Source organism: Mesorhizobium sp. P160187, assembly GCF_057766425.1.
The window spans coordinates 213,983-237,242 of record NZ_JBYMDX010000003.1; the positions used below are offsets into that span (position 1 = coordinate 213,983).

The window sequence follows — 23,260 nt, forward strand, 5'->3', positions numbered from 1 at the left end:
ATCCGTCGCCCACTTTCCTCCACCGCCGCCTTTGGTGTAATCGCTCCACACACTCAAAGTTTTGTCTTGAAAGGAGGGCTGCGTGTCTATCGATCACCATCGTCAGCGTGGCCCGATTTCTGCCCTGCGAGTTCGCTTGCAGGGTTGACCAGGGACATTACGGGTTTTTCCCGTTTCGATTTTTTGGTCTGCCCTTCGTGGTGCGCAAAGCTGAGCCTGATGGCCGGCAAGCACACCGTCAAAGTGCATCCGGAGTTGTCTCCGGCGAGACCAGAGAAATCACAATGGCCCTGATCAGCCTCAAATCCTTCGGCGTCACCATGAGTGCGCCGCTGTTTTCCAACCTCGACCTCACCATCGGCGCCGGCGACCGGCTCGGCATCGTTGCCGCCAATGGCCGCGGCAAGTCGACCTTGCTCAAATGCCTGACCGGCGCGCTGGAGCCGACCTCGGGCGACATTTCTCGCACGCGCGGCCTGCGTGTCGGCCATGTCGAGCAGTCGGTTCCACCTGCCCTTCTTAGCCGCACCTTCCATCAGGTGGTGGCCGATGCCTTGCCGGCCGAGCAGGCCGACAGCGAGATGTGGCGCGTCGATCTGGTGCTGGATTCGCTCGACGTGCCCGAGCCGATGCGCGAACGGCCGATGCAGGCGCTGAGCGGCGGATGGCAGCGGCTGGCGCTGATCGCCCGCGTCTGGGTCACCGATCCGGATGTGCTTTTGCTCGACGAGCCGACCAACCATCTCGACCTCGCCAAGATCAGCCAGCTGGAAAGCTGGCTGAACGCCCTGCCGCGCGAGGTGCCGGTGGTCATCGCCAGTCACGACCGCGCCTTTCTCGACGCTGTCACCAACCGCACGCTGTTCTTGCGCCCGGAGGACTCGCCGGTGTTTGCACTGCCCTATTCCAGGGCGAGGCAAGCGCTCGACGACCTGGACGCTTCGACGGCGCGCCGGTTCGAGCGCGACATGAAGGTGGCGCAGCAGCTGCGCAAGCAGGCCGCCAAGCTCAACAACATCGGCATCAATTCCGGCAGCGACCTTTTGACGGTGAAGACCAAGCAACTCAGGGAACGGGCGGAGAAGCTGGAAGACGCCGCGGTATCGGCGCATCGCGAGAAATCAGCCGGCGCGATCCGGCTGGCCAACCGCGGCACCCATGCCAAGGTGCTGATTACGCTGGACGACGCCGCGGTGGAAACTCCGGACGGCACGCTGCTGTTCAAGACCGGCAAGCGCCACATCTGCCAGGGCGACTGCATCGTGCTGCTCGGCCGCAACGGCGTCGGCAAGTCGCGTTTCGTCGATCTGATCCGCAACGCCATCGCCGAGCCGGACACGGTGCCGAACGTCAAGGTGACGCCGTCGACGGTGCTCGGTTACAGCGACCAGGCGCTGGCCGGCATCAGTGGCGACGACACGCCGCTGGCCATGGTCTCGCACCGCTACGATGTCGGCGAGCAGCGCGCCCGCTCGCTGCTTGCCGGCGCCGGCGTGGTCATCGAGATGCAGGAGAAAAAGATCGGCGTGCTGTCCGGTGGCCAGAAGGCGCGGCTGATGATGCTGGCGCTCAGGCTCACCCACCCCAACTTCTACCTGCTGGACGAGCCGACCAACCATCTCGACATTGACGGCCAGGAAGCGCTGGAGGAGGAACTGCTCAAGCACCAGGCGAGCTGTGTGCTCGCCTCGCATGACCGCTCCTTCATCCGCGCCGTCGGCAACCGCTTCTGGCTGGTCGACAAGCGGAAGCTGACCGAAGTCGATGACCCCGAGGATTTCTTCCGCTCGGTGGCTGAAACGGTGGGCTGAGGAACTACCACCATGGGCCGCACCGTGTTGCGGTCCATGCTTTCGCATCTCCCGCAAATATTTTCAGCGTTCTGTCGGATCGGCTGAACCTGCTGCGTCCTTGGGATGCCGACACGATGATGCCGGCTTCATCTGAGGAGAACGCATCATGTCCATTTTGTCATCCATAGGCCGCGTCGCCGCCCGTTACGCACAGAACCGCGCCCGCTATCGCAGCGAGCGCGAGCTTCTGGCCCTGCCGATCGAACTGCGCAAGGATATCGGCTGGCCGGAAATCCTCATCGACGCGCAAAACGGCCCGCGGATCTGCAGGGCGCCCTGACCATGCGGTCGGGAAAATCGATGCAGGCCGCCGCGGGGCGACCGTTGCTCAGTCATGCGTATCGCCCGACAGCGGCGTCGCCTGCATCGATCGACGCTTTTCGAACGCCTCGAACCAGCGCGTCAGCCGCGCCCGCGCGCGAAAGGACGGCAGCTGGCGGAACGTCATCCAGGACAGCGTGGTGGCAAGCGCTATGTGGCCGACATGGAGCGATGTCTCGTCGTCCAGCGCGCTTTCGATCCAGTCATAGCTGGCCTCGATTTTTTCCCGGTAGCCTTCGGCAAGCGCTGCATAGCGCAACTGTTCGGGCCGCCTTTCCGTCTCCCAGCGCAGGCCTATGCCCGTCTGCGCCAGGCCTTGGGCGACCGCCTGCAGCCGCAACGCCTGCCAGCGCGCTTCGCCGTCCTGCGGCAGCAATTTGCGGCCGTCATGCAGCGTATCGAGATAGGCGCAGATGACATCGGAATCGAAGAGCGGCGATGCATCCGGCCGCAGCAGCACCGGCACCTTGCCGAGCGGGTTTTCGGCGTAGACACGGGCATTGCGCAAGGTCGGGCTGGTCTCGTGATGAATGACCTCGAGCCGGTCGGCAAGCCCGACCTCATGGGCGAAGACGAGCGCCTTGCGCGCAAAGGGCGAATGGGTCTGGTAATAGAGGATCATTGTCGTCTCAGCGGGTTGGAGAAGCAGTCCCCTTTTCTAGCCTGCTCATACCGAGGATTGCGCTCTGATTGGGCGCCGCCGACGCAAGTTCATTTCACCCCAAAAATCGCATCGGCCCAAAAAATCGCATCAGACATGTAGGATTGCCGCCGCCTCGTTCGTCCTGAGGTTCGCAAAGGCCAGACCAAGCGCCCAGACCAAACCCAAAGAGGAACAAGACATGACCGACCAGACCCCCATTCAGCCGGCCGCGAAAGTTCTCGGTGGATTGACCCCCTATCTGCAGCTGGACGGCGCCTTCAAGGCCGCCGAATTCTACAAGAAGGCCTTCGGCGCCGAGCAGGTGTTCTTCTATCCGCCCGATGAGCAGGGCCGCACCATGCACATCCATCTCCACATCAACGGCTCGACGCTGATGATTTCCGATTTCTACCCCGAAAACGGCATGCCTGCCGTCAAGCCGCAGGGCTATACCATGCAGCTCCATCTCGGCGCCGACGAGATCGATGACTGGTGGAAGCGCGCGGTCGATGCCGGCTGCGAAGTCGCAGTGCCGCTGCAGCTGATGTTCTGGGGCGACCAGTGGGGCAACATGCGCGATCCCTTCGGGGTCGAATGGGCGATGAACGCGCCGGCGAAGAAAGACTGACCACCGCTGACAAAGCTCCTCACCGGCTGACGCCGGTAAGGAGCTTTGTGAGATACTCCAAGGAGAACCTGATGTCCTATGTCGATGGTTTCGTGCTCGCCGTGCCGAAGGCAAATATCGATGACTACAAGAAGCTGGCCAACCTCGCAGGCCCGATATGGAAGGAACACGGAGCGCTCGCCTATGTCGAATGTATCGCCGACGACGTGCCCTATGGTGAGTTGACCTCGTTTCCGCGTGCCGTTCAGGCAAAAGACGACGAGATCGTCGTCTTTGCTTGGGCCGTCTATTCGTCCAGGCAAAGCCGCGACGCGGTAATGGCCAAGGTGATGGCCGATCCCCGTTTGACACCCGATTTGGGGCCCATGCCCTTCGATATGAAGCGCATGATCTTCGGCGGCTTCCAGCCCTTCATCGAGCTTTAGCCGCTGCTCAGTCCAGCTTGTCCAGCAGCGGCTTCAACCTGTCGCCATAGCGCTTCCAGAGATCGACCGAGCCCTGATACATCGGCTGGCGCACCTGCGCGGCCGAGGCCGTGCGCACCGGGCGGTCGGTCTCGTGGAACGACAGCGCCTTGTCGTCCCAGGACAGGCCGAGATGCCCGATCAGCGCCCGCGTCTGTCCCTCCTGGTCGGCCACGAAATCCTCGTAACGCACGTCATGGACGACGCCCGGCAGAACATCGTGCCAATGCGCCATGATGTCGGTGTAGATGTTGTGGAAATCGGCGAGCTCGCCCAGATCATAGCCGTAGCGGTGGTTGTCGCCGCGGAAATGCACCTTGTAGATCGAAAGGCAGGTCGCCGCCGCATCGCGCGCGCAATGGATGATCTTGGCTTTCGGCAGCATCATATGGATGAAGCCGATGAGCAGGAAGTTGCCGGGCATCTTGTCGGTGACATGCCTGAAGTTGGGATAGCGCTCATGCAGCATGTCGAGATAGGCTTGGCCCGCCTCCGCAAACTCCGCGTCGGATACATCGACCAGTCCCCAGGGGAAACCTCCCGGCATGGTCAGCGGAAATTGCTTGCCGACCGCGGTTTTCAACATGCTGAGCTCGCCCGCGCCATAGACTTGTGGATGGCTGGCGATGATCTGTTCGACCAGCGTGGTGCCGGAGCGCGGCATGCCGACGACAAAAATCGGCGTGTCGTCGGAGATTGCACTTGGCTTGTGCTTTTCGAAAAAGCCGGCGTTGAACACCGTCTTCATCGCCTCGAATTCGGCACGCGTCCTGACCGGATCATAATCGATGCCCTTGCGGCGGATCGCATTGCCCTCGGCGAAATAGCCGAAGGCCCTGTTGTAGTCCTTCAAATCGTCATTGGCCTTGCCGAGACCGAACGAGAGCTGCATGCGCGCCAGGCTGTCGACCGGCGCCTTGGCATGCTGGGCCTCCATGCCGGCGAGTTCGGCGTCGCGCTCCTTCTGGCGCTTGACCTGCGTCAGCATCAGCCACGCTTTGGCCATGCCCGGCGTGATCGCCACCGCCTGCCGGAACAGATCGGCCGCTTCATCGAGCTTGCCTTTTTCCATCAGCCCGACGCCGAGCCCGTGCAACAGGTCGGCATCCCGGGGCCGGATCATCAGCGCCTCGCGAAAGGTCGCCAGCGCCTCGTCCAGACGACCGGCTTCCTGCAACGTTTCGGCCAGCCCGATGCGGGCGCGGACATGGAAGGGATTGCGCCCGATTGTGCCGCGATAGATGTCCTCCGCAGCCTCGAACTGGCCGAGCTGTTTTAACGCCGAACCCAGATTATCGCGTGCCGCGAGCTGGTCGGGCTTGAGATCTACCGCGCCGCGGAAGAAATCGGCGGCCGCTGCGATGCGGCCGAGATCGCGCATCACGGTGCCGAGATTGTTGAGGAAATCGGGATTCTTCGGCTGCAGACGCACCGACTGCTCGATCAGCTCCAGCCCTTCGGCGCTGCGCCCAGTCTGGTGCAGCAGCAGGCCCAGGAAATGCGCCCCCCCCGGGTGATTGGCCTTGCGCGCCAGCACCTGCCGGTACAGCGTCTCAGCCTCCTGCCGGCGCCCGCCCTGATGCAGCTGCAGCGCCTGCTGCACATATTGGTCGAGGCCCAGCGGCGGCTGTCCGCCAGCTCCAGCACCCGCCGCTCTTCTCTGATCTCTGTTGATGGGAAACCTGCCGTGTTTGTCCGCTTGCCGGACCTAAGGCATGGAAGAGATAGATTCAAGGGTGCGGCCGGATATCCTCTTCGGTCCGGACAAGGTGTTGCTGCGGTTGAACCCAAAGCAGCGCAGCCCGGTCAAATCAGCCGGTTGCTCTCGGCGAGCCGGCGCTCCCGCCGTTGCGTGCCGTCGGTGTCGGCAATCTTGCGCCGTGCCGCTTCGTCGCTTCTTATCGTCAGGCGCACTGATATTGCCTTGGGGAAGAGGACGATTGGCTCGATTATTGCGGTCGGACGATCCGGCGTTTTCATGATTCTCATATATTTTTCCCTTTCGTAAAAATAATCTTAGGCACTGGAATGATTATTCCGATGCTCTCTAAATAAGAAACTGGCTGATATTGTTCCAGGATAGCAGATTTATTAGAGGTTTATACGAGAAATTTTTATATCGGTCGAGCCGTGGCGGAAATCAGCTTGAATAATCAGAAATTTCGGATTATTGGTCTGAGATCGTTTTTTGGGCCAAGCTTGGCATATAGCGGCGTCGGAGATACTCGACCCGCCAAACTCATTCCAATCGCCGATGGTTGAGTTCCCGGTTGATGCCGGAGAGCATCGACGAACCAGAGCCAAGCCAATGCCGGATCGCACCACCCATTCCATCGCCCATTTCGCGGCACCCTTCGTGCTTGGCGGGCTGGAAGGGCAACTGCCAGCCGGCGACTATGACATCGATCACGACGAAGAGCTGATCGAGGGCATGTCGCGGCTTGCCTGGCGTCGCGTCGCTACCTTCATCCATTTGCCGGCAAGGGCGGTGAAGAACCCGGCCACCAGCCAGCTTGTCGCCATCGACTACCTCGAACTCGAAACAGCGCTGAGGCGCGACCAGGAGAACGCAGCATGATCCGCTTCCAGCAGAATGCGCGTCCGCGCACCGACACGCCCTCGCACCTCTTCGCCATCGGCCAGACCGTGCGCATGAAGAGCCGCAGCGGGCTCGCCCAGAAGACGGCCGAGCTGTTTCAGATCAAGAGCAGATTGCCGGTTAAGGATGGCTCGCCGCAATATCGCATCCGCAGCGAGGAGGAGACCTATGAGCGGGTCACCACGGAAGACAACCTCGAAGTGGCGGACGCCCCGGCTGTCCCCGACAGCCCGGCCGTCTGACACCGCACCCACCCAGCACGTACGAAGGAGCAGACAGATGGCCAAGGGTCAGCAGCGCAGCAATCGCGAAACGCGCAAGCCCAAGAAAGACAAGGTGGTGGCCAAGGCCGCCTCCCCGTTCGGTTCCTCGGTCAAGCAAGCCGAGAGCAGCCTGAGGCCGAAGTCGAAGGGCTGATAAGGCAGGGGCGCGCCTGGCGTACCTGCCGGCAATGGACTGACGATCTCGGACTGACGATCTCGCGCAAAACTCTGCAACGGAGGCTTGCTTGACGTTCTTCGTCGAGCCGCTCGCGCGACGTCGAGAAAGCCACGCTCGACAAGGTATCGCTGGACGCGCCGAACCTGCGCGCCGCCCTGCAGGGCGCCACCGCGCTGTTCCACAGCCTCGCCATGCCGCAGATCCCCGACCGTCTGCGCATTTGCGACGAGGACGGCGCAGAGCTTTATGCCGGCCCGGCCGACGGGGCGTATTCGGCGTAGGCAACCACTCCGATCCGCGACCTTGCCTTCTCCCTTGGGGGTGAGAAGCGGTCCGCGCAGCAGACGAAAAGCCAATTGTTGGCTTTTCGAGTTTCGAACGCCCTGAGCCTGCGAAGGACCAAGGGTGGTCCGGTCCACCCGCCCGGTCCCCGCTGCTTCGCAGGGTCCCGGCATTCGCCGCCTTTTATCGTGCCAGTGGGACGGTGAATTCGCCTCCGGCGGACTCACCCGACAGGGGAGAAGGAAAAATCAGCAGGGGCCGTCCTCGACGACGCGGTAGTCGGCGGCACGGGCCTCGCAGGCGTTGGGAAAGGTGCGCAGCTCGCCATGGCGGCGGGCGCAGACCGGGGCGTATTCGCGCGTGCAGAATGTCGGCTCTTCGCCGCCACCACCGCCACCACCGCCGCCGTCGCGGCAAGGGCCGTCGCGAACGATGCGGTAGCCTTCCCGTTCGGCAAGGCAGGCATTGGCGAAGGTCTGGCGGTCACCGCCGCGCCGCGCGCAGACCGGCTCGTATTGCCTGGTGCAGAATTCCGGTTCCGGCCGTGGCGGGCGCGGACGTGGTCCCGGCCCGTCATCGACGACGACGGTGCAGGCCGCAAGAAGACCCGACAGGAAGAGAATAATAAAACCCTGGCGCGAGAAGATCGTCGCAAGAAATCTCATGAATATGCCTCCCTCGAGACCCCCGTCCCCGGCGCAAAACGCGCCTGTCGATCCTCGCCATTCCCTTGCCAAATGCAACCCCCGTTTGCGGCGCGGGAGCCATGCGATGCCCGGCCCGCGCATTGCTTTGGCCCTGGACCAGACCGCTGGACCATGCGTGGCCGGGCTCTGGCTGATGAACTCTTAAGAACCCAGGTTTATCGAAGCGCCTTCGTTGGGATGCGTCGATGGACGCGGCCCGCGGCGCTATCTTGCAACGATCACGTTTCCGTGCGATAAATTTTGTGTTCGGGCATTTGCGACCCGGAGAGCGGAACGTTTTGGACGACCTTTCCCCGATACTGTGAATCTCTGACGGCCCCGTTTTCGGCGGGGGGTTTTACCATGCGCAAATGCAGGACTGCCGAAGCAACCACCGGGACTTGCCCACGATGCCAGGCGGCGGGCAAACCACAAGACTGACACGGGTGAAGGAGTTTCCCCAATGGCCCAGACCGGCACCGTTAAATTCTTCAACGCGACCAAAGGCTTCGGCTTCATCACGCCCGACGGCGGCGCCAAGGATGTGTTCGTCCACATTTCCGCGATCGAGGCCTCGGGCCTGCGTACCCTCGTCGACGGCCAGAAGGTCACCTTCGACGTTGAACCCGACCGCATGGGCAAAGGTCCGAAGGCGGTCAACCTCCGCGCGGCCTGAACCGGCGGTGCCCGCGCGCCCGTCAGGGCGCTCGAAAAAGCACCTCAAGCGTGTTTGAACCGGCTTTGTCAGCCGTCCAGAGTCTCGAAGGCGCGACGTTTCTGGTCGCGCCTTTTTCATGTCCGCCGTCGCCGCAGGCAAAGGACGCTCTACCGGTCCATGGCGTGGCTGATCGCCGGAGCAATCGTCTGGCGCGAATTGCCTTCGGTGCAACAATCTATTTGACCAGCCTTCAGCGTTGCCGCCCTGGCCAAAACTTTCTCTTGCCGATAGCGCTAAAATAAAGGACAAATTTCCCTTCGGGCATTTGCCGGCCCGAAACTGGACTTTATGGGATCAAAGGGAGCTTCCCATGCCGCAGACCGGCACTGTCAAATTCTTCAATCATGCCAAAGGCTTCGGCTTCATTACGCCCGACGACGGGCAGAAGGATGTCTTCGTTCATATTTCGGCCGTGCAGGCTTCGGGTCTTTCCGGTCTGGAGGATGGACAGAAAGTGACATTCGACACCGAGCCGGACAAGCGCGGCAAGGGTCCGAAGGCCGTCAACCTGTCGGTCGGCTAAGCCGGCTCAAGACAGTCCGGACGGAGATTGACGAGGCGGAGCGCCTTGCGTACGCGCTTGGTTTTGCCGCAAGAACTGGATCGTATCAGCCAATTCCGTTCAGCCCCCGTTCAGCCACGGTCTTCTATTAATCGTCCCCCAGGCTGGACCGCATCCCCCGAAAACTATCCGGGCCGGCACGAAGGAGACCAAAATGAATCGCATTTTCAAGACCGCCATCCTGGGCGCCGCTCTCGCCGCGACCACCCTCGCCACCTTGCCTGCCGCCAATGCCAAGGACTGGAACCGCTGGCATCATGGCCATGGTCGTCATCATAATGGCGACGCGCTTGCGGCCGGTGTCGTCGGCCTTGCGGCCGGCGCTCTGATCGCCGGTGCGCTGAGCAACCCGCAGCCGCGCTACAGCAGCTATGACGACGACTATGACTATCGCGAAGTGCGGCCGGCGCCGGTGCGCCGTTACTATGCCGAACCGCGGGTCGTCTATGCCGACCGCTATGCCGAGCCGTGGACCCGCGACTGGTACGAATACTGCTCGGACCGCTACCGGAGCTTCAATGCCCGCAGCGGCACGTTCACCGGCAATGACGGTGAGCAGCATTTCTGCGTCGCGAATTGAGCTTCCCTGTCCCACAAAAAGCGCTGACCGCAAGGCCAGCGCTTTTTTTTGGCAGAAAGACATCGCTAAGTCAGGAAGGGATTGGTCCGCCTCTCCTCGCCAAAGCGGCCACCCGGGCCGTGGCCGCAGATGAAGCCGATCTCGTCACCGAGCGGCAAAAGCTTGTTCTTAATCGAGGCGATCAGCGCCGCATGGTCGCCGCCCGGCAGGTCAGTGCGCCCGACCGAGCCGCGAAACAGCACGTCGCCGACATGAGCGAACTTCGCCGCGCGATTGTAGTATACGACATGGCCGGGCGCATGGCCGGGGCAGTGCAGCACCTCGAACATATGTGAGCCGAACGAAACCGTCTCGCCCTCTGCGAGAAACCGGTCGGGGACGCAGTTGCGCACCCCGGTAATGCCGTAGCGCTGGCCCTGGTTCTCGAGATTGTCGAGCAATAGCTTGTCGGCTTCGTGCGGGCCGACGATCTCGATGCCGAGTGCTTCCTTTAGCTCCATGGCGCCGCCGGCGTGATCGATGTGGCCATGGGTGATCCAGATCGCAGCGGCGGTGATCGCATTGTCCTTCAGCACCGCCAGCACCTTGTCGATGTCGCCGCCCGGATCGACGACGACGCCATGCTTGTCATCCATGTCGAACAGGATGGTGCAGTTCTGCTGGAAAGGCGTGACCGGCACGATGCCGGCATTGAGCTGACCCATGATTGTCCTTTCGCTGTTCCAGCGTGATGTAGAGGCGCGGGCGAAGGCCGTCCACTGCTGAAAGGCAAACAGTCCGTCCCAAAACAGAAATGGGCGGCCCAACGGCCGCCCATTTGACGAAGCCTGAGTCTCGAGCAATTCCAGGAAAAGTGTAAAGCGGTTTTCCGTCCGGAATTGGGTAAAACAACAAACTAGATCATTCGCCGTGAAACGGTGAATGATCTAGAGGCTTACTTCTTCATCGCGCCCATGACCGCACCGATGATGCCGGTCAGGATGGCGCCGCCGCCGGCGCCGCCGAGCAGGTTTTTGAGGTTCAGCGTATCGCCCAATCCGCCCGCTGCCGTTGCAGCCGCTGCCGGGTCGGCCGTGCCGCCGAGCAGGCTGCCGAGGATCGCCGCCCCGCCAACGCCGCCAACCGCGCCGCCGAGGATTTTGGTCAACTGGCCCATCGCCGCATTCTTCAGCGCAACGCCGACCGCCTGACCACCGACAACACCTGCAATTACCTGTACAACGAGCGCAATGAGCGTATTCGTATCCATGTACCTAGTCCCTCCATAGCTGCCAGCCTCCCGGGCCGACACCATCATGAGACGCTGAATTGTACGAAAGTCAAATGCACAGATGCTGAAATAAAGGGGCCGGCCTCAAAACCGCCCCTGCTTGCGAAAAAAGCTGTGACTTTCGTTATTCTGCGGCTATCGCATGCTTAGGTTGCACCGCAGCAGAATAGTCGTTCATCAAAGTCTTGGCGATCTCGCCAACCTCGAATCGGTACGGACCGATCTCGGAGACCGGCGTCACTTCCGCTGCCGTTCCGGTGAGGAAGCATTGTTCGAAGCCTTCGAGTTCCTCAGGCATGATGGCGCGCTCGACGACTTCAAGGCCGCGGTCCTTGGCGAGGCCGATGACGGTGCGGCGGGTGATGCCGTCGAGGAAGCAATCGGGCTTCGGCGTGTGGATCTTGCCATCCTTGACGAAGAAGATGTTGGCGCCCGTTGCTTCGGCGACCTGGCCGCGCCAGTCGAGCATCATGGCATCGGCATAGCCCTTGGCCTCGGCGGCATGCTTGGACATGGTGCAGATCATGTAGAGGCCGGCGGCTTTCGACTTCGACGGCGCGGTACGCGGATCGGGCCGGCGCCATTCCGCCAGATCGAGACGGATGCCCTTGAGCTTCTGCGCCGGGTCGAAATAGCTCGGCCATTGCCAGATGGCGATGGCGCAGTTGATGCGGCTGTTCTGCGCCGACACCCCCATCTGTTCGCTGCCGCGCCAGGCGATCGGCCTGACATAGGCGTCCTGGAAACCCTGCTTCTTCAGAAGCGTGGTCGAGGCGTCATTGAGCTCGGCCACGGAATGGGGAATATTGAAGCCGAGCAGGCGCGCCAATTCATGCAGACGCTCGGTGTGCTCATTGAGCTTGAAGATGGCACCGCCATAGGCGCGCTCGCCCTCGAAGACGGCGCTGGCATAGTGCAGGCCGTGGGTCAGCACGTGGATCTTGGCGTCGGCCCATTTGACGAACTCGCCGTTGATCCAGATGAAGCCGTCCAGTTGGTCGAAGGGAACGGATGCCATGGAAACCTCCCGCGGGCGGCGACCCGCATATCATTGGTGTTGTTTTTGTTGCGCGACAGCCGCGTCGGGCGGCCCTTGAAGCGTAAGCGGAGAATCGAACTCTGGCAAACTCAGGAAGTTCCGGAAAAACCGCACTCCCTTCCCTTTTCGTTCGCAATCCGCCCAAAAGCTTGCCAAAAATTACCATTGCAGGGGAATTACGTCAATAGTACTGACATATTTCCCTCTATGGACGGAGAAATGATGACGGATCGAAGCCCAGCTGCCGGAAAACCGATCAAGACGCCGATCACCGACGAGGACGGCATCGACTTCGCCATCATCGAACTGTTCTTCTTTGCGTATCGCGATTTCACTTCCGATCCGGACCAGATCCTGGCCGATTACGGCTTTGGCCGCGCCCATCACCGGGTGCTGCATTTCGTCAACCGCCGGCCGGGACTGACGGTCGCTGAACTGCTCGACGTGCTCAAGATCACCAAGCAGAGCCTGGCGCGGGTGCTCAAGCAGTTGATCGACACCGACCATATCGTGCAATTGCAGGGTCCGCGCGACCGCCGCCAGCGGGAGCTCTATCCGACAGCCAAGGGGCGCGCCCTGGCGCTGGCCCTGGCGCGGCCACAGTCACGCCGCATCCGTGCTGCATTGGAAGATTCCGGAGCCAGCGAGCGTCCCTTGATCGAACGATTCCTGGAAGCCATGGTCAATCCGGAACTAAGGGCGCAGATCGACATTGTGCCTGCAAACATGTCAGGGAAAAGCCATGGAGACCATTGAGAGGGTGGACCAGCCGACGGCGCCGGACGATGACGCGCCGCATCTGCTTGTGGTCGACGACGACACCCGCATTCGCAATTTGCTCAAGCAGTATCTGACCGAAAACGGTTTTCGCGTCACAGTCGCCGGAAATGCCGGCGAGGCCAGGCGAAAGCTTGCAGGACTCGACTTCGACCTCCTTGTCCTCGACGTCATGATGCCCGGAGAGACCGGCGTCGACCTCACCAAGGCGCTGCGGGCGGAGAAGAACGTACCGATCCTGATGCTCACCGCGCTATCGGAAACCGACAGCCGCATCACTGGGCTCGAGGCCGGCGCCGACGACTATCTGCCCAAGCCCTTCGACCCGCGCGAACTGATCCTGCGCATCAATAACATTCTGCGCCGCGGCGGCCCGGCGACGACGCCCAAGGTCGAGCAGCTGGTCTTCGGCCCCTACACCTTCCAGATCGCCAGGCGCGAGCTGAAGCGGGGCGGCGAGGCGCTGAAGCTGACCGACCGCGAGCAGGAGATCTTGGCGATCTTTGCCGCGCGGGCCGGCGAAACGATCCCGCGTCACGAGCTTGTCGGCGACGATTCGGAAGTCGGCGAGCGCACCATCGACGTCCAGATCAACCGCCTGCGCCGCAAGATCGAGCGCGATCCGTCCAATCCGGTCTGGCTGCAGACGGTGCGCGGTATTGGGTATCGGCTCAGCGTGGAATAGAATGCCGCTGACGGCCGCCCTTGGCCATAGATGTGTGGCCATCGACCAGCGGCCATCGACCAGCGGCCATTGACCCAGCGAAAGGACAAATGGCGACCACGCAACTGGAACGGCCGGAACAGGGCGGCTTTGGCGCGCGCGTATCACGCGCGCTGAAAGCAATGCCGCGTGCCTGGAAGCGGTTCTGGCGGCTGGTTGCGTTCTATATGCCCAAGCGGCTTTATGCCCGCTCGCTGATCATCGTCATCGCGCCGATGATCCTTCTGCAGTCGGTCGTCGCCTTCGACTTCATGGAACGCCACTGGGCAACCGTGACGCAGCGCCTGTCGCAGGCCACCGTGCGCGACATCGCCGCGATCATCGACATGATCGAGACCTATCCGCACGATGGCGACTACGCGAACATCATCCGCATCGCCCAGGACCGCATGCAGTTGAAGGTCGACCTCTTGCCGCCCGACCCGTTGCCGGCGCCTGGACCCAAGCCCTTCTTCTCGATCCTTGACGACGTCCTTTCCACCGAGATCACCCGCCAGATCAACCGCCCGTTCTGGATCGACACGGTCGGCAATTCCAACATCGTCGAGGTCCGCATCCAGCTCGAGGGCAAGGTGCTGCGCGTCTTCGTGCGCCGCAGCCAGGCCTATGCCTCCAACACCCACATCTTCCTGATCTGGATGGTCGGGACGTCACTGGTGCTGCTGACGATTGCCATCCCCTTCCTTCGCAACCAGATCCGGCCGATCCTGTCTCTGGCCGAGGCCGCCGAAAGCTTCGGCAAGGGCCGGCCGATGCCGCGCGATTTCCGCCCACGCGGCGCCGAGGAGGTTCGCCGGGCCGGCTTTGCCTTCATCCAGATGCGCGAGCGCATCGAACGCCAGCTGGAACAGCGCACCGCCATGCTGACCGGCGTCAGCCACGATCTCAGAACCATCCTCACCCGCTTCAAGCTGCAGCTGGCGCTGGCCGGCGGCAAGCCCGAGACCAAGGCCGCGCTCAACCAGGACATCGACGACATGCAGTCGATGCTGGAAGGCTATATCGCCTTTGCCCGCGGCGAAGCGTCGGAAGATGCCGGCCATTTCGATCTCGAGGCCTATTTCCAAAAGCTCGGCGAGGAGGCGTCGCTGCACAAGCGCAAGCTATCGACCGTGCTTGCCGGTGATCCGGACGTGCATGTGCGCCCGCACGCTTTCGCCCGGCTGTTGTCCAATGTCGCCGGCAATGCCTTGCGCTATGCCAAGACGGTGGAGATCAGCGCCGATCACGGCCGCGGCTCACTCGTCGTCACCATCGACGATGACGGTCCGGGCATCCCGCCGGAAAAGCGCGAGGACGTGTTCAAACCGTTCGTGCGGCTCGACGAGGCGCGCAACCTCGACGCCAGCGGCACCGGCCTTGGTCTCTCTATCGCCCGCGATATTGCCCGCAGCCATGGCGGCGACATCATGCTGGAAGACAGCCCGCTCGGCGGCCTGCGGGCGGTGATCAAGGTGCCCGCCTGACCAAAACATGATCTGGAAGGCGGGCTCGGCCAAAAACCACCTTCATCCGCGCGTCATGAAACCATGGTCAAGAGCGCGCATGAAGCGCGCGACCTCAGTTGATTCGGCTCAGCCGCCTTACTTCGACCTCGTGCCTGCCCGGGTGCGGTGGAGCGAAGGGAGGGCAGCCGGGCCGTACCGCTATCGCATCAAGGCAACCGTCGACCCGAGCAAAGGACCGCCATGCGCATCCTGATGGTCACCGACGCCTGGCGGCCGCAAGTCAACGGCGTCGTCCACACGCTGGAGCGGCTCACCGAAACGCTGAAAACCTTCGACGTTGCGGTCGACTTCCTGACCCCGAACATCTTTCGTACCTTGCCGTTGCCGACCTACCCCGACATCAGGCTGGCGCTGACCACGCCCGGCCATGTAGCGCGGCTGATCGAGGCTCGCAAGGCCGACCATATCCATATCGTCACCGAAGGCCCGCTCGGCATCATGGCGCGGCGCTATTGCCGCAATGCCGGCCGTCCCTTCACCACCAGCTATCACACCCGCTTTCCCGAATATCTCAGCGCCCGCCTGCCGGTGCCGGAGAGCTGGGCCTATCGCTGGCTGCGTGATTTCCACAATTCGGGACAAGGCACGCTGGTCGCCACCCAGTCGCTGGCGGAGGACCTTGCGTCGCGAGGCTTCACCAAGCTCAGGCCGTGGACGCGGGGCGTCGACACCGATCACTTCCGCCCGGACAAGAAGAAGGACCTCGGCTTTCCCGGCCCGGTATTCCTGTGCGTCGGCCGCGTCGCCATCGAGAAGAACCTGAGCGCCTTCCTCGATCTCGACCTGCCCGGCAGCAAGGTGATCGTCGGCGAAGGACCGGAACTGGCCAGGCTCAGGGCGAAATACCCGCAGGCGCATTTCCTCGGCCATCGCCCGAACGATGAGCTGGCCGAGATCTACGCCTCGGCTGATGTTTTCGTTTTCCCCAGCCGCACCGACACGTTCGGCAACGTCATCATCGAGGCGCTGGCCAGCGGCACGCCGGTGGCCGCCTATCCGGTCACCGGACCGATCGACATTGTCGGCGACGGCATCGGCGGCGCGGTGTCGACCGATCTGCGCGAGGCCTCGCTCGCCGCGCTCAATGTCGACCGCGCCGAGGCGCGCGAACGCGCCATGCGCTACAGTTGGAAAGCCTGCGCCGAAATGTTCATGGACACGGTCGAAGAGGCGCTGAGCACAAGGCGCAAGCTGGCCGCCTGACGCAATCTTCCTAAAACAACCTGCCGCCGTCCGGCACCTTGCGCTCGATGGCGCCAAGGACCACGGCGCCTTCCTCATCAGGGAAGCCGAGCGTGAGCACTTCCGACATGAACGGACCGATCTGGCGCGGCGGGAAATTCACCACCGCAAACACCTGCCGTCCCACCAGCGTTTCCGGCGCATAGTATTTCGTGATCTGTGCCGAGGATTTCTTCACGCCGATCTTAGAGCCGAAATCGATCTTCAGCTTGAAGGCGGGCTTGCGCGCCTCGGGGAAAGGCTCGGCCTCGACGATCGTGCCGGCACGGATGTCGACACGATCAAAATCGGCAAAGCTGATCTCGGGCTTGCGCGCGCTGCTCGAAGTCATGGAAGCTCAAGCGTTGCCATAGGTCTCGAACAGGACACCGGCCAGCGCATCCTTGGCCGAGGTTCCCGACCAGACAACGAACTGGAAGGCCTGGAAATAGCATTCGCAGGCTTCAAGCGCCGACGACAAAAGCACCTCGACCTGCTGGCTCGACGGTTCGACCCCGCCGGCGAGCAGCAGTGACTGGCGAAACATGATCGCGCCCTCCTGCTCCCAGAGATCGAAATGGCCAAACAGCATCTGCTCGTTGATCAGCGACAAAAGCCGCATCACTTCCAGCGCGCGGGCTTCCGGCACCTTGATGTCGAAAGCACAGGCCAGATGCAGCGCCTCGAAGTCCTCCATCCACGAGAAGGAGACGTGATAATCGGTCCAGCTGCCGGCAACCGAGATCGAGATTTCGTCATCGCCGGCCCGTTCGAAGGACCAGTCATTGTTATGGGCGACCTGCTCGATGACATCCACCGGATGGATTTCGCGGGAGAATTCGAGTTCGAGAAGTTCCATGGAATGCTTCCTGTGTTCAGGGGAGCGCCACACGCTCCGCGGGGCACACACGACGAACAATCTTGTCTTGAACTCGGACGGCCAGGACTTCACGACACAAAGACCCCGGACCGGACCCCACCGCCCGGCCGCATGACCCTGCTCCGAATCATGCAACAAATTCAGTCTATTGATCGGGAGTCGCGTGAACAGCCTAATTTTTCGCACTGCGTCATCAGCATGTGGAAAGGCGCTGTCACAAAGATTCATGCATTGCCGGTAAACGATTCACGGCAAAGCATTTTTTCGGATTGTGCTTTGTGGAAAAGTTCAAATTTTATTTTTTTGCTTTGGGCTTTGCCGCAGCCACAGGTGCGGCCTGTCCGGTCAATTCGGCAAGCCTGGCCTCGAGCGCATCGATGCGGGCGGCCAGCCTGGTGTTTTCTTCGCGGGCCTTGGCGGCCATCTCGCGGGCGGCCTCGAACTCTTCGCGCTGCACCACATCCATGGTGTTGAGGATGCGCTCGGCCTGTCCCTTGAAGGCAGTCTCGACCTCGCGACGCACGCCTTGCGCGGCGCCCGCGGCATCGGTCATCAGCTTGGCGAATTCATCGAGAATGCGGTTCGGTCCGGTCGACATGGCAAATCCTCGCTTGCTCGAGTTGACGTAGTGGCACTGCCTGCGGAATGCAAGAACGTTGAAGCTGGTGCGGCTTCATGTCGACGCGATTTGGCTCACGGTCCGGGAGACAGATTGCCATTAACGCAAATGGATTCTTGGAACGACGGTTGCCATGACGGACAGTGCGGACTTGGAGAAGCGCTTTGCAGCACTCGATGCAGCACTCGCAAAGGGCATTCCGGATGCCGGTGCGGGCCGGGTCAAGCCTGGCGACGAGGTGCTGGACAGGCTTGAAGCCAAATACAGGGCAATGGCAGAGAGAACCAAGTGAAGTTACTGGTCTTCACAGACCAGCGGCCTAGTGTTTTCCTCACGACTTGCTCCAGGCAAGAGTCACTCTCATTCAGGATCAACCAATGGCAACGCCCCCGCGCCGACCGACCAATCCGATGGAAGCCGCTGAAGCGGCCTTCAAGCCAGTCAAGAAACCCGCGCCTCCCATTCGCGAACCCTCCGCCGCACCAAACGTTCGCGAGCTTGTCTCGATCAGGATCGATCGCGCCGTACTCGACCATTTCCAGGAAGATGGCCCCGGCTGGCAGGACAGGATCAACGATGCGCTCAGGCAATTGGTCGCCGGCAAGCCGCAGGGTTGAGCCTTCCGTCTGCGACGATCAGGCTATCGCCAACTTGCCTTGACCCCGCCAAAACCCTGCCGCATGGTCCGCGCCCTAACGCGAGCCCTCCCGGGAGATCCTGTTGAACGACTATTTCCTGCTGCCGATGGCGTCGCTGTCCTTCCCCAACATCGACCCGATCCTGGTTCAGATCGGCCCGCTGGCGGTGCACTGGTACGGCATCGGCTATATCGTCGGCATCCTGTTCGCCTGGTGGTACGCCAAGCGGCTGGTCACCAACACAAGGCTGTGGCCTGATGGTGTCTTGCCGATGAAGCCGATCGACCTCGACGATTTCATCGTCTGGGCTGCCGTCGGCGTCGTGCTCGGCGGACGCACCGGCTATGTGCTGTTCTACGATCTCAAGCGCTATATCGACCACCCGCTCGACATCTTCGCCGTCTGGCAGGGCGGCATGTCGTTCCATGGCGGCCTGCTTGGCGTCATCCTCGCCATGACGCTATTTTCCCTCAAGCGCGGCATCCGCACCTGGACGCTGTTCGACGTGGTGGCAGCCGGCGTGCCGGTCGGGCTCGGCCTCGTCCGCATCGCGAACTTCGTCAATGCCGAACTCTGGGGTCGCGTGACCGACGTGTCGTGGGGCGTCGTCTTCTGCAACGAGCGTCTCCAGCAGACTGTGGCGGGTTGTGTCGCGGGCCTGGAGCCCCGCCATCCGAGCCAGCTCTACGAAGCGCTGCTCGAGGGCGCGGTGCTGTTCCTGGTCCTGCGCTTCCTCACCCATTCGCGGCTGAAGCTGAAGACGCCGCGCTTTGTCGGCGGCGCCTTCATTTGCGGCTACGGCCTGTCACGCATCTTCGTCGAGTTCTTCCGCGAGCCCGACCAGCAGCTCGGCTACCTCCTCGGCGGCTGGCTCACCATGGGCATGGTGCTGTCGCTGCCGATGGTGCTGGCCGGCATCTGGGCGATGGCCACAGCCAAACCGGCGCCGCAACCACAGCCGGCATGACACGGCTGAAGACCCGCATCGTCGACCTGATCGGCGCGCTCGGCCCCCTCCCCGTCAACGAGTACATGGCGCTCTGCCTGTTCGATCCCAGCGACGGCTACTACACCACACGCGAGCCGTTCGGCGCCGCCGGCGACTTCGTCACCGCACCCGAGATCAGCCAGATGTTCGGCGAACTCGTCGCCGTCTGGCTCTATCAAGCCTGGCTAGCGATCGGCCGACCCCTGCCGGTCACCATCGCGGAGATCGGGCCTGGCCGCGGCACGCTGATGAAGGACATGCTTCGCACCCTGACGCGGCTCGATCCGGCTATCGCCGCCGGAGCCTCCTTCGCTCTGGTCGAGACCAGTCCGCGGCTGACCGAAATCCAGAAGCAGACGCTTGCCGAAACTTCGGTTGAGCTCGGCTGGCACGAAACCATCGCCACACTACCGCAGGCGCCGTTGCTGATTGTCGGCAACGAATTGTTCGACGCTGTGCCGATCCGCCAGTTCATCCGCGCCGGCGCCGGCTGGCGCGAACGGGTGATCGGCCTCGATGTCTCAGACGAGTTGAGCTTCTTCGCCGGCGCCGGCTCGGTCGAGGCGACGCTGCTGCCGGAAGACGCCGCCGAGGCGCCACAAGGCTCTATTTTCGAAATAGCACCGGCCCGCGCGGCACTGATGGCGACCATTGCCGAACGCATAGCCGACCACGGCGGCGCCGGGCTGTTCCCTGATTACGGCCACCTCCAGCCCGGTTTCGGCGACACATTGCAGGCCGTGCGCAGGCACGCCCCAGAAGATGTGCTGGCCAATCCCGGCGAAGCCGATCTCACCGCCCATGTCGACTTCGCGGCACTGGCCGCCGTCGTGCGGGCGCATGGCCTCGATGTGGAATTGGCGACGCAGGGCGACTTTCTGCTTGGCATGGGATTGCTTGAGCGAGCTGGCCAGTTGGGCAGCCAGGCAAGCCAAGAGGCACGACAAACCATTGCCGATGCCGTCGAGCGCCTGGCCGGACCCGACGGCATGGGCACGCTGTTCAAAATCCTGCAAATCCTGCCGCATCAGCCAGTCTGACCCTCAGAGATCGTTACAAGCCGTCCCGCCATGTCGCTTGTGGTCGCATGCCTGCTTTTGGCCAATGCAAAGTCGACGCAGCAGCACTGTCGCAATCACTCGGCCGAACTTCGCCTTGACGAAAACGCCGGCGCGGACAACAAACCCATCCATGCTGAATCAGACCAAACCGGATCCTGTTCGCTCGCCGCTGCTGGAAGCGGCCAAGCCGCGAGGTATCCGCCATGGCTATTTCACCCGTATCGGCGGCGTCTCCGGCGGCATCTATCAGGGACTTAACATCGGCACCGGGTCGGATGACGATCAGATGCTGGTCGCCGAGAACCGCCGCCGCGTCGCTGCCTGGATGGGTGTGCCGGCCAGCCATCTCCTGACCGCGCATCAGGTCCACTCGCCCGATGTCGTTATTGCCAGGGAACCCTTTCCCGGCCCGCGGCCCAAGGCCGACGCCATCGTCACCGACCGGCCGGGCATCGCCATCGGCGCCTCGACGGCCGATTGCGGCCCGGTGCTGTTCGCCGATGCGCAAGCGCGCATCATTGGCGCTGCACACGCCGGCTGGAAGGGCGCTTTCACCGGTGTGCTTGAAAACACCATTGCCGCGATGGAAAGCCTCGGCGCCCGCCGTGAGCGCATCATTGCGGTTCTCGGTCCTTCGATCGGCCCCGACAATTACGAGGTCGGGCCGGAATTCGTCGCCCGTTTCGTCGAAGCCGATGCCGAAAACATCGGCTATTTCGCGCCTTCGGCCAATCCGGCGCATGCAATGTTCGATCTCAACCTCTATACGGTCGACCGGCTGAAGAAGGCTGGCGTGACCGCGCAGGGGCTTGGCCGCTGCACCTATGCCGAGGAGGATCTCTTCTTTTCCTACCGGCGCGCGACGCATCGCAAGGAACCGGACTACGGTCGGCAGGTTTCGGCAATTGTTTTGGAGAACGGATAATGGCGCTGCATTTCGAACGGTCGGAATTTGACGCCCGGCGTGACCGGTTGATGATCGAGATGACGGAAAAGAAGCTCGATGCTGTACTGCTTTTCGCCCAGGAGAGCATGTACTGGCTAACCGGCTACGACACGTTCGGCTTCTGTTTCTTCCAGTGCCTGGTTGTGAAGGCTGACGGCTCGATGGTGCTGCTCACCCGCTCGGCCGATTTGCGCCAGGCGCGCCACACATCGATCATCGACAACATCGTGCTGTGGACCGACCGCGACGGCGCCAACCCGGCGGTCGACCTGCGCAACCTGCTCAACGACCTCAATCTCCTCGGCGCCCGCATCGGCGTCGAATACGACACCCATGGCCTGACCGCCTTCAATGGCCGCCGCGTCGACGAGCAGCTGCAGACCTTCGGCCAGATCGCCGACGCCTCCGGTATTGTCGGCCGTCTGCGCCTGTTCAAGAGCCCGGCTGAAATCGCCAAGGCCGAAAAGGCCGCCAACCTTTCCGACGACGCGCTCGACGCGGCCCTGCCGCTGATCAAGCAGGGCGGCGACGAAGCGCTGATCCTTGCCGCCATGCAGGGCGCGGTGTTTGCCGGCGGCGGCGACTATCCGGCCAATGAATTCATCATCGGCTCGGGCATCGACGCGCTGCTCTGCCGCTACAAGGCCGGGCGCCGCAAGCTGACCAAGAACGATCAGCTGACGCTCGAATGGGCCGGCGTGTTCCATCACTATCACGCGCCGATGATGCGCACCGTGCTGACCGGCAAGGCGTCGAAGCGCCATCAGGAGCTGTTCGACGCCGCCCGCGCGGCTCTTCTGGCGGTCGAGAAGGCGATGACGCCCGGCAACACCTTCGGCGACGTCTTCGACGCGCATGCCCGCACGCTGGAGGCGCACAGCCTGACCAAGCATCGGTTGAACGCCTGCGGCTATTCCGTCGGCGCCCGCTTCACCCCGTCCTGGATGGATATGCCGATGTTCTACCAGGGCAATCCCGAGCCGATCGCGCCCAACATGACATTGTTCGCGCACATGATCATCATGGACTCCGAAACCGAGACGGCGATGACGCTTGGCCGCACCTACCTGACCACCGAATCCCAGCCGAAGCCGCTTTCACGCCATGATCTCGACTTGATCGTACAGTGAATCCATAATGGTTGGTCCACGCGGGGGCGTTCGCGACTAAGGAGTTTTCGGGCAGATGAGACGATCGCATGTGACGACCGTGTCATTGCTCGCAGCGCTTGTGCTGGCCGCTTGCACCAATGCCAAGGACGTCCTTGAGCCGTCCGCCATCACGCCGCCGGCAGCCTCGGCCCAACCGGCTCAGCCCTTGGCTGCCCCGGGCATCGCGCCCGCCGCCACACCAGCGCCGGTCGTCGGCGCCACGACACCCGCCAACCCCGCGCAGAGCGCCGCCGCTTTGTCGAAGACCCGGCTGCAGATCGCGCCGATCGTCGGCGCCTCCGTGGAAGCGGCAACGCCGCTGACGGCCGAACTGCAGACACGCGCCAAGCAGCGCGGCATCACCCTTGCCGGCAGCGCCGACCAGGCCGCCACCCATGTGCTGAAGGGCTACTTCTCGACCATGACGGAAGGCAAGGATACCACCGTTATCTATGTCTGGGACGTCTATGACCCCGCTGGCAACCGGCTACACCGCATCAATGGCCAGCAGAAGGCGCCCTCGGTCAATGCCGCCGAAGGCTGGCCCGCGGTTGCACCCGCTACCATGCAGGCGATCGCCGACCAGACGATCGACCAGTTCGCGGCCTGGCTCGGCGGCAGCGCCGGCTGATCCGCCTGTTACCGGCTTCCGTTCACTGTT

The 23,260-nt window shown here is 62.6% G+C and carries 31 protein-coding genes and 1 pseudogene; 21 read left to right on the plus strand and 11 right to left on the minus strand.

Annotated elements, in window-relative coordinates:
- Positions 1-284 precede the first annotated feature (284 nt).
- Positions 285-1,811: an ABC-F family ATP-binding cassette domain-containing protein gene (locus AC3CCE_RS04285; RefSeq protein WP_352626101.1), complete on the plus strand. Its 1,527-nt coding sequence runs from the start codon at positions 285-287 to the stop codon at positions 1,809-1,811.
- Between the two features lie 148 nt (positions 1,812-1,959).
- Positions 1,960-2,133 (plus strand): hypothetical protein, encoded by a 174-nt coding sequence (locus AC3CCE_RS04290; protein WP_023672009.1) that lies wholly within the window; start codon positions 1,960-1,962, stop codon positions 2,131-2,133.
- Between the two features lie 48 nt (positions 2,134-2,181).
- On the opposite strand, the gene AC3CCE_RS04295 is transcribed toward AC3CCE_RS04290, so the two are convergent.
- Positions 2,182-2,796, minus strand: a complete 615-nt coding sequence (locus tag AC3CCE_RS04295) for a glutathione S-transferase family protein (RefSeq protein ID WP_023728227.1) — start codon at positions 2,794-2,796, stop codon at positions 2,182-2,184.
- Positions 2,797-3,016: 220 nt separating this feature from the next.
- Here AC3CCE_RS04295 and AC3CCE_RS04300 point away from each other — a divergent pair.
- Positions 3,017-3,358 (plus strand): annotated as a pseudogene (locus AC3CCE_RS04300) (VOC family protein); the annotation flags it as partial.
- On the opposite strand, the gene AC3CCE_RS04305 reads toward AC3CCE_RS04300, so the two are convergent.
- Positions 3,265-3,630, minus strand: coding sequence for a hypothetical protein (locus AC3CCE_RS04305; RefSeq protein ID WP_352630522.1), 366 nt, complete (start codon positions 3,628-3,630; stop codon positions 3,265-3,267). The pseudogene AC3CCE_RS04300 and the gene AC3CCE_RS04305 sit on opposite strands and share 94 nt — an antisense overlap.
- On the opposite strand from AC3CCE_RS04305, the gene AC3CCE_RS04310 reads away from it, so the two are divergent.
- Positions 3,517-3,870 (plus strand): DUF1428 domain-containing protein, encoded by a 354-nt coding sequence (locus tag AC3CCE_RS04310; RefSeq protein ID WP_023683729.1) that lies wholly within the window; start codon positions 3,517-3,519, stop codon positions 3,868-3,870. The two genes, AC3CCE_RS04305 and AC3CCE_RS04310, sit on opposite strands and share 114 nt — an antisense overlap.
- Before the next feature lie 7 nt (positions 3,871-3,877).
- Here the strand turns inward: AC3CCE_RS04310 and AC3CCE_RS04315 are convergent, their stop codons facing one another.
- Positions 3,878-5,512: a tetratricopeptide repeat-containing sulfotransferase family protein gene (locus AC3CCE_RS04315; RefSeq protein WP_352626100.1), complete on the minus strand. Its 1,635-nt coding sequence runs from the start codon at positions 5,510-5,512 to the stop codon at positions 3,878-3,880.
- Between the two features lie 203 nt (positions 5,513-5,715).
- Positions 5,716-5,898 (minus strand): hypothetical protein, encoded by a 183-nt coding sequence (locus AC3CCE_RS04320; protein WP_352626099.1) that lies wholly within the window; start codon positions 5,896-5,898, stop codon positions 5,716-5,718.
- A 319-nt stretch (positions 5,899-6,217) separates the two neighbouring features.
- On the opposite strand from AC3CCE_RS04320, the gene AC3CCE_RS04325 reads away from it, so the two are divergent.
- The 3 genes from AC3CCE_RS04325 to AC3CCE_RS04335 are packed head-to-tail and all read left to right on the plus strand — an operon-like array spanning position 6,218 to position 6,925.
- On the plus strand, positions 6,218-6,487 hold the full coding sequence (locus tag AC3CCE_RS04325; protein ID WP_023748162.1) for a hypothetical protein: 270 nt from the start codon (positions 6,218-6,220) through the stop codon (positions 6,485-6,487).
- Positions 6,484-6,750, plus strand: coding sequence for a hypothetical protein (locus tag AC3CCE_RS04330; RefSeq protein ID WP_023695785.1), 267 nt, complete (start codon positions 6,484-6,486; stop codon positions 6,748-6,750). Before AC3CCE_RS04325 ends, AC3CCE_RS04330 begins: the two co-directional genes overlap by 4 nt.
- Positions 6,751-6,787: 37 nt before the next feature.
- Positions 6,788-6,925, plus strand: a complete 138-nt coding sequence (locus AC3CCE_RS04335) for a hypothetical protein (protein ID WP_352626098.1) — start codon at positions 6,788-6,790, stop codon at positions 6,923-6,925.
- 554 nt (positions 6,926-7,479) lie between these two features.
- Here the strand turns inward: AC3CCE_RS04335 and AC3CCE_RS04340 are convergent.
- Entirely contained in the window at positions 7,480-7,896 is a 417-nt protein-coding gene (locus AC3CCE_RS04340) for a Kazal-type serine protease inhibitor domain-containing protein (protein WP_023748161.1), read from the minus strand.
- A 484-nt stretch (positions 7,897-8,380) separates the two neighbouring features.
- Between AC3CCE_RS04340 and AC3CCE_RS04345 the strand changes: the two genes are divergently transcribed.
- From AC3CCE_RS04345 to AC3CCE_RS04355, 3 genes are all read left to right on the plus strand, one after another.
- Positions 8,381-8,593, plus strand: coding sequence for a cold-shock protein (locus AC3CCE_RS04345; protein ID WP_006202520.1), 213 nt, complete (start codon positions 8,381-8,383; stop codon positions 8,591-8,593).
- A 352-nt stretch (positions 8,594-8,945) separates the two neighbouring features.
- Positions 8,946-9,158, plus strand: a complete 213-nt coding sequence (locus AC3CCE_RS04350) for a cold-shock protein (RefSeq protein WP_023672019.1) — start codon at positions 8,946-8,948, stop codon at positions 9,156-9,158.
- A gap of 193 nt (positions 9,159-9,351) precedes the next feature.
- Positions 9,352-9,777, plus strand: coding sequence for a BA14K family protein (locus tag AC3CCE_RS04355; RefSeq protein ID WP_023672020.1), 426 nt, complete (start codon positions 9,352-9,354; stop codon positions 9,775-9,777).
- A 65-nt stretch (positions 9,778-9,842) separates the two neighbouring features.
- Here the strand turns inward: AC3CCE_RS04355 and AC3CCE_RS04360 are convergent, their stop codons facing one another.
- From AC3CCE_RS04360 to AC3CCE_RS04370, 3 genes are all read right to left on the minus strand, one after another.
- A complete protein-coding gene (locus tag AC3CCE_RS04360; protein ID WP_023711154.1) occupies positions 9,843-10,481 on the minus strand; it encodes an MBL fold metallo-hydrolase in 639 nt (212 codons plus the stop codon).
- 230 nt (positions 10,482-10,711) lie between these two features.
- Positions 10,712-11,026 (minus strand): hypothetical protein, encoded by a 315-nt coding sequence (locus AC3CCE_RS04365; RefSeq protein ID WP_023672022.1) that lies wholly within the window; start codon positions 11,024-11,026, stop codon positions 10,712-10,714.
- A 145-nt stretch (positions 11,027-11,171) separates the two neighbouring features.
- Positions 11,172-12,065 (minus strand): branched-chain amino acid aminotransferase, encoded by an 894-nt coding sequence (locus tag AC3CCE_RS04370; RefSeq protein ID WP_488377105.1) that lies wholly within the window; start codon positions 12,063-12,065, stop codon positions 11,172-11,174.
- 243 nt (positions 12,066-12,308) lie between these two features.
- On the opposite strand from AC3CCE_RS04370, the gene AC3CCE_RS04375 reads away from it, so the two are divergent.
- The 4 genes from AC3CCE_RS04375 (at position 12,309) to AC3CCE_RS04390 (ending at position 16,298) form a co-directional block, all read left to right on the plus strand.
- The gene (locus AC3CCE_RS04375) at positions 12,309-12,842 is read left to right on the plus strand and encodes a MarR family winged helix-turn-helix transcriptional regulator (RefSeq protein ID WP_023683723.1); all 534 of its coding nucleotides are present in this window, start codon (positions 12,309-12,311) and stop codon (positions 12,840-12,842) included.
- Positions 12,829-13,548: a response regulator gene (locus tag AC3CCE_RS04380; protein ID WP_023672025.1), complete on the plus strand. Its 720-nt coding sequence runs from the start codon at positions 12,829-12,831 to the stop codon at positions 13,546-13,548. Before AC3CCE_RS04375 ends, AC3CCE_RS04380 begins: the two co-directional genes overlap by 14 nt.
- 89 nt (positions 13,549-13,637) lie before the next feature.
- On the plus strand, positions 13,638-15,053 hold the full coding sequence (locus AC3CCE_RS04385; RefSeq protein ID WP_023672026.1) for an ATP-binding protein: 1,416 nt from the start codon (positions 13,638-13,640) through the stop codon (positions 15,051-15,053).
- A gap of 222 nt (positions 15,054-15,275) precedes the next feature.
- Positions 15,276-16,298, plus strand: a complete 1,023-nt coding sequence (locus tag AC3CCE_RS04390; RefSeq protein WP_023683722.1) for a glycosyltransferase family 4 protein — start codon at positions 15,276-15,278, stop codon at positions 16,296-16,298.
- Between the two features lie 10 nt (positions 16,299-16,308).
- Here AC3CCE_RS04390 and AC3CCE_RS04395 read toward each other — a convergent pair whose 3' ends face one another.
- From AC3CCE_RS04395 to AC3CCE_RS04405, 3 genes are all read right to left on the minus strand, one after another.
- Positions 16,309-16,668 carry a tRNA-binding protein gene (locus AC3CCE_RS04395; RefSeq protein WP_352626096.1) on the minus strand — a complete coding sequence of 120 codons (360 nt, stop codon included), beginning with the start codon at positions 16,666-16,668 and terminating at the stop codon, positions 16,309-16,311.
- 6 nt (positions 16,669-16,674) lie between these two features.
- Positions 16,675-17,175 carry a type III secretion system chaperone family protein gene (locus tag AC3CCE_RS04400; protein ID WP_006202532.1) on the minus strand — a complete coding sequence of 167 codons (501 nt, stop codon included), beginning with the start codon at positions 17,173-17,175 and terminating at the stop codon, positions 16,675-16,677.
- 316 nt (positions 17,176-17,491) lie between these two features.
- Positions 17,492-17,794, minus strand: coding sequence for an accessory factor UbiK family protein (locus tag AC3CCE_RS04405; RefSeq protein WP_352626095.1), 303 nt, complete (start codon positions 17,792-17,794; stop codon positions 17,492-17,494).
- A gap of 154 nt (positions 17,795-17,948) precedes the next feature.
- On the opposite strand from AC3CCE_RS04405, the gene AC3CCE_RS04410 reads away from it, so the two are divergent.
- The 7 genes from AC3CCE_RS04410 to AC3CCE_RS04440 all read left to right on the plus strand — a co-directional run bounded on the left by AC3CCE_RS04410 (position 17,949) and on the right by AC3CCE_RS04440 (position 23,230).
- Positions 17,949-18,107, plus strand: a complete 159-nt coding sequence (locus tag AC3CCE_RS04410; RefSeq protein WP_352626094.1) for a hypothetical protein — start codon at positions 17,949-17,951, stop codon at positions 18,105-18,107.
- Positions 18,108-18,192: 85 nt separating this feature from the next.
- Positions 18,193-18,432, plus strand: coding sequence for a BrnA antitoxin family protein (locus tag AC3CCE_RS04415; protein ID WP_023683720.1), 240 nt, complete (start codon positions 18,193-18,195; stop codon positions 18,430-18,432).
- A 103-nt stretch (positions 18,433-18,535) separates the two neighbouring features.
- A complete protein-coding gene (gene lgt / locus AC3CCE_RS04420; RefSeq protein WP_023686116.1) occupies positions 18,536-19,420 on the plus strand; it encodes a prolipoprotein diacylglyceryl transferase in 885 nt (294 codons plus the stop codon).
- Positions 19,417-20,481, plus strand: coding sequence for a class I SAM-dependent methyltransferase (locus AC3CCE_RS04425; protein WP_352626093.1), 1,065 nt, complete (start codon positions 19,417-19,419; stop codon positions 20,479-20,481). Before lgt ends, AC3CCE_RS04425 begins: the two co-directional genes overlap by 4 nt.
- Positions 20,482-20,632: 151 nt before the next feature.
- Positions 20,633-21,427, plus strand: a complete 795-nt coding sequence (gene pgeF, locus AC3CCE_RS04430) for a peptidoglycan editing factor PgeF (protein WP_023695793.1) — start codon at positions 20,633-20,635, stop codon at positions 21,425-21,427.
- On the plus strand, positions 21,427-22,578 hold the full coding sequence (locus tag AC3CCE_RS04435; protein WP_023683716.1) for a M24 family metallopeptidase: 1,152 nt from the start codon (positions 21,427-21,429) through the stop codon (positions 22,576-22,578). The genes pgeF and AC3CCE_RS04435 overlap by 1 nt, the downstream gene beginning before the upstream one ends.
- Before the next feature lie 55 nt (positions 22,579-22,633).
- Positions 22,634-23,230, plus strand: a complete 597-nt coding sequence (locus AC3CCE_RS04440; RefSeq protein ID WP_023713943.1) for a hypothetical protein — start codon at positions 22,634-22,636, stop codon at positions 23,228-23,230.
- Positions 23,231-23,260: the final 30 nt, after the last annotated feature.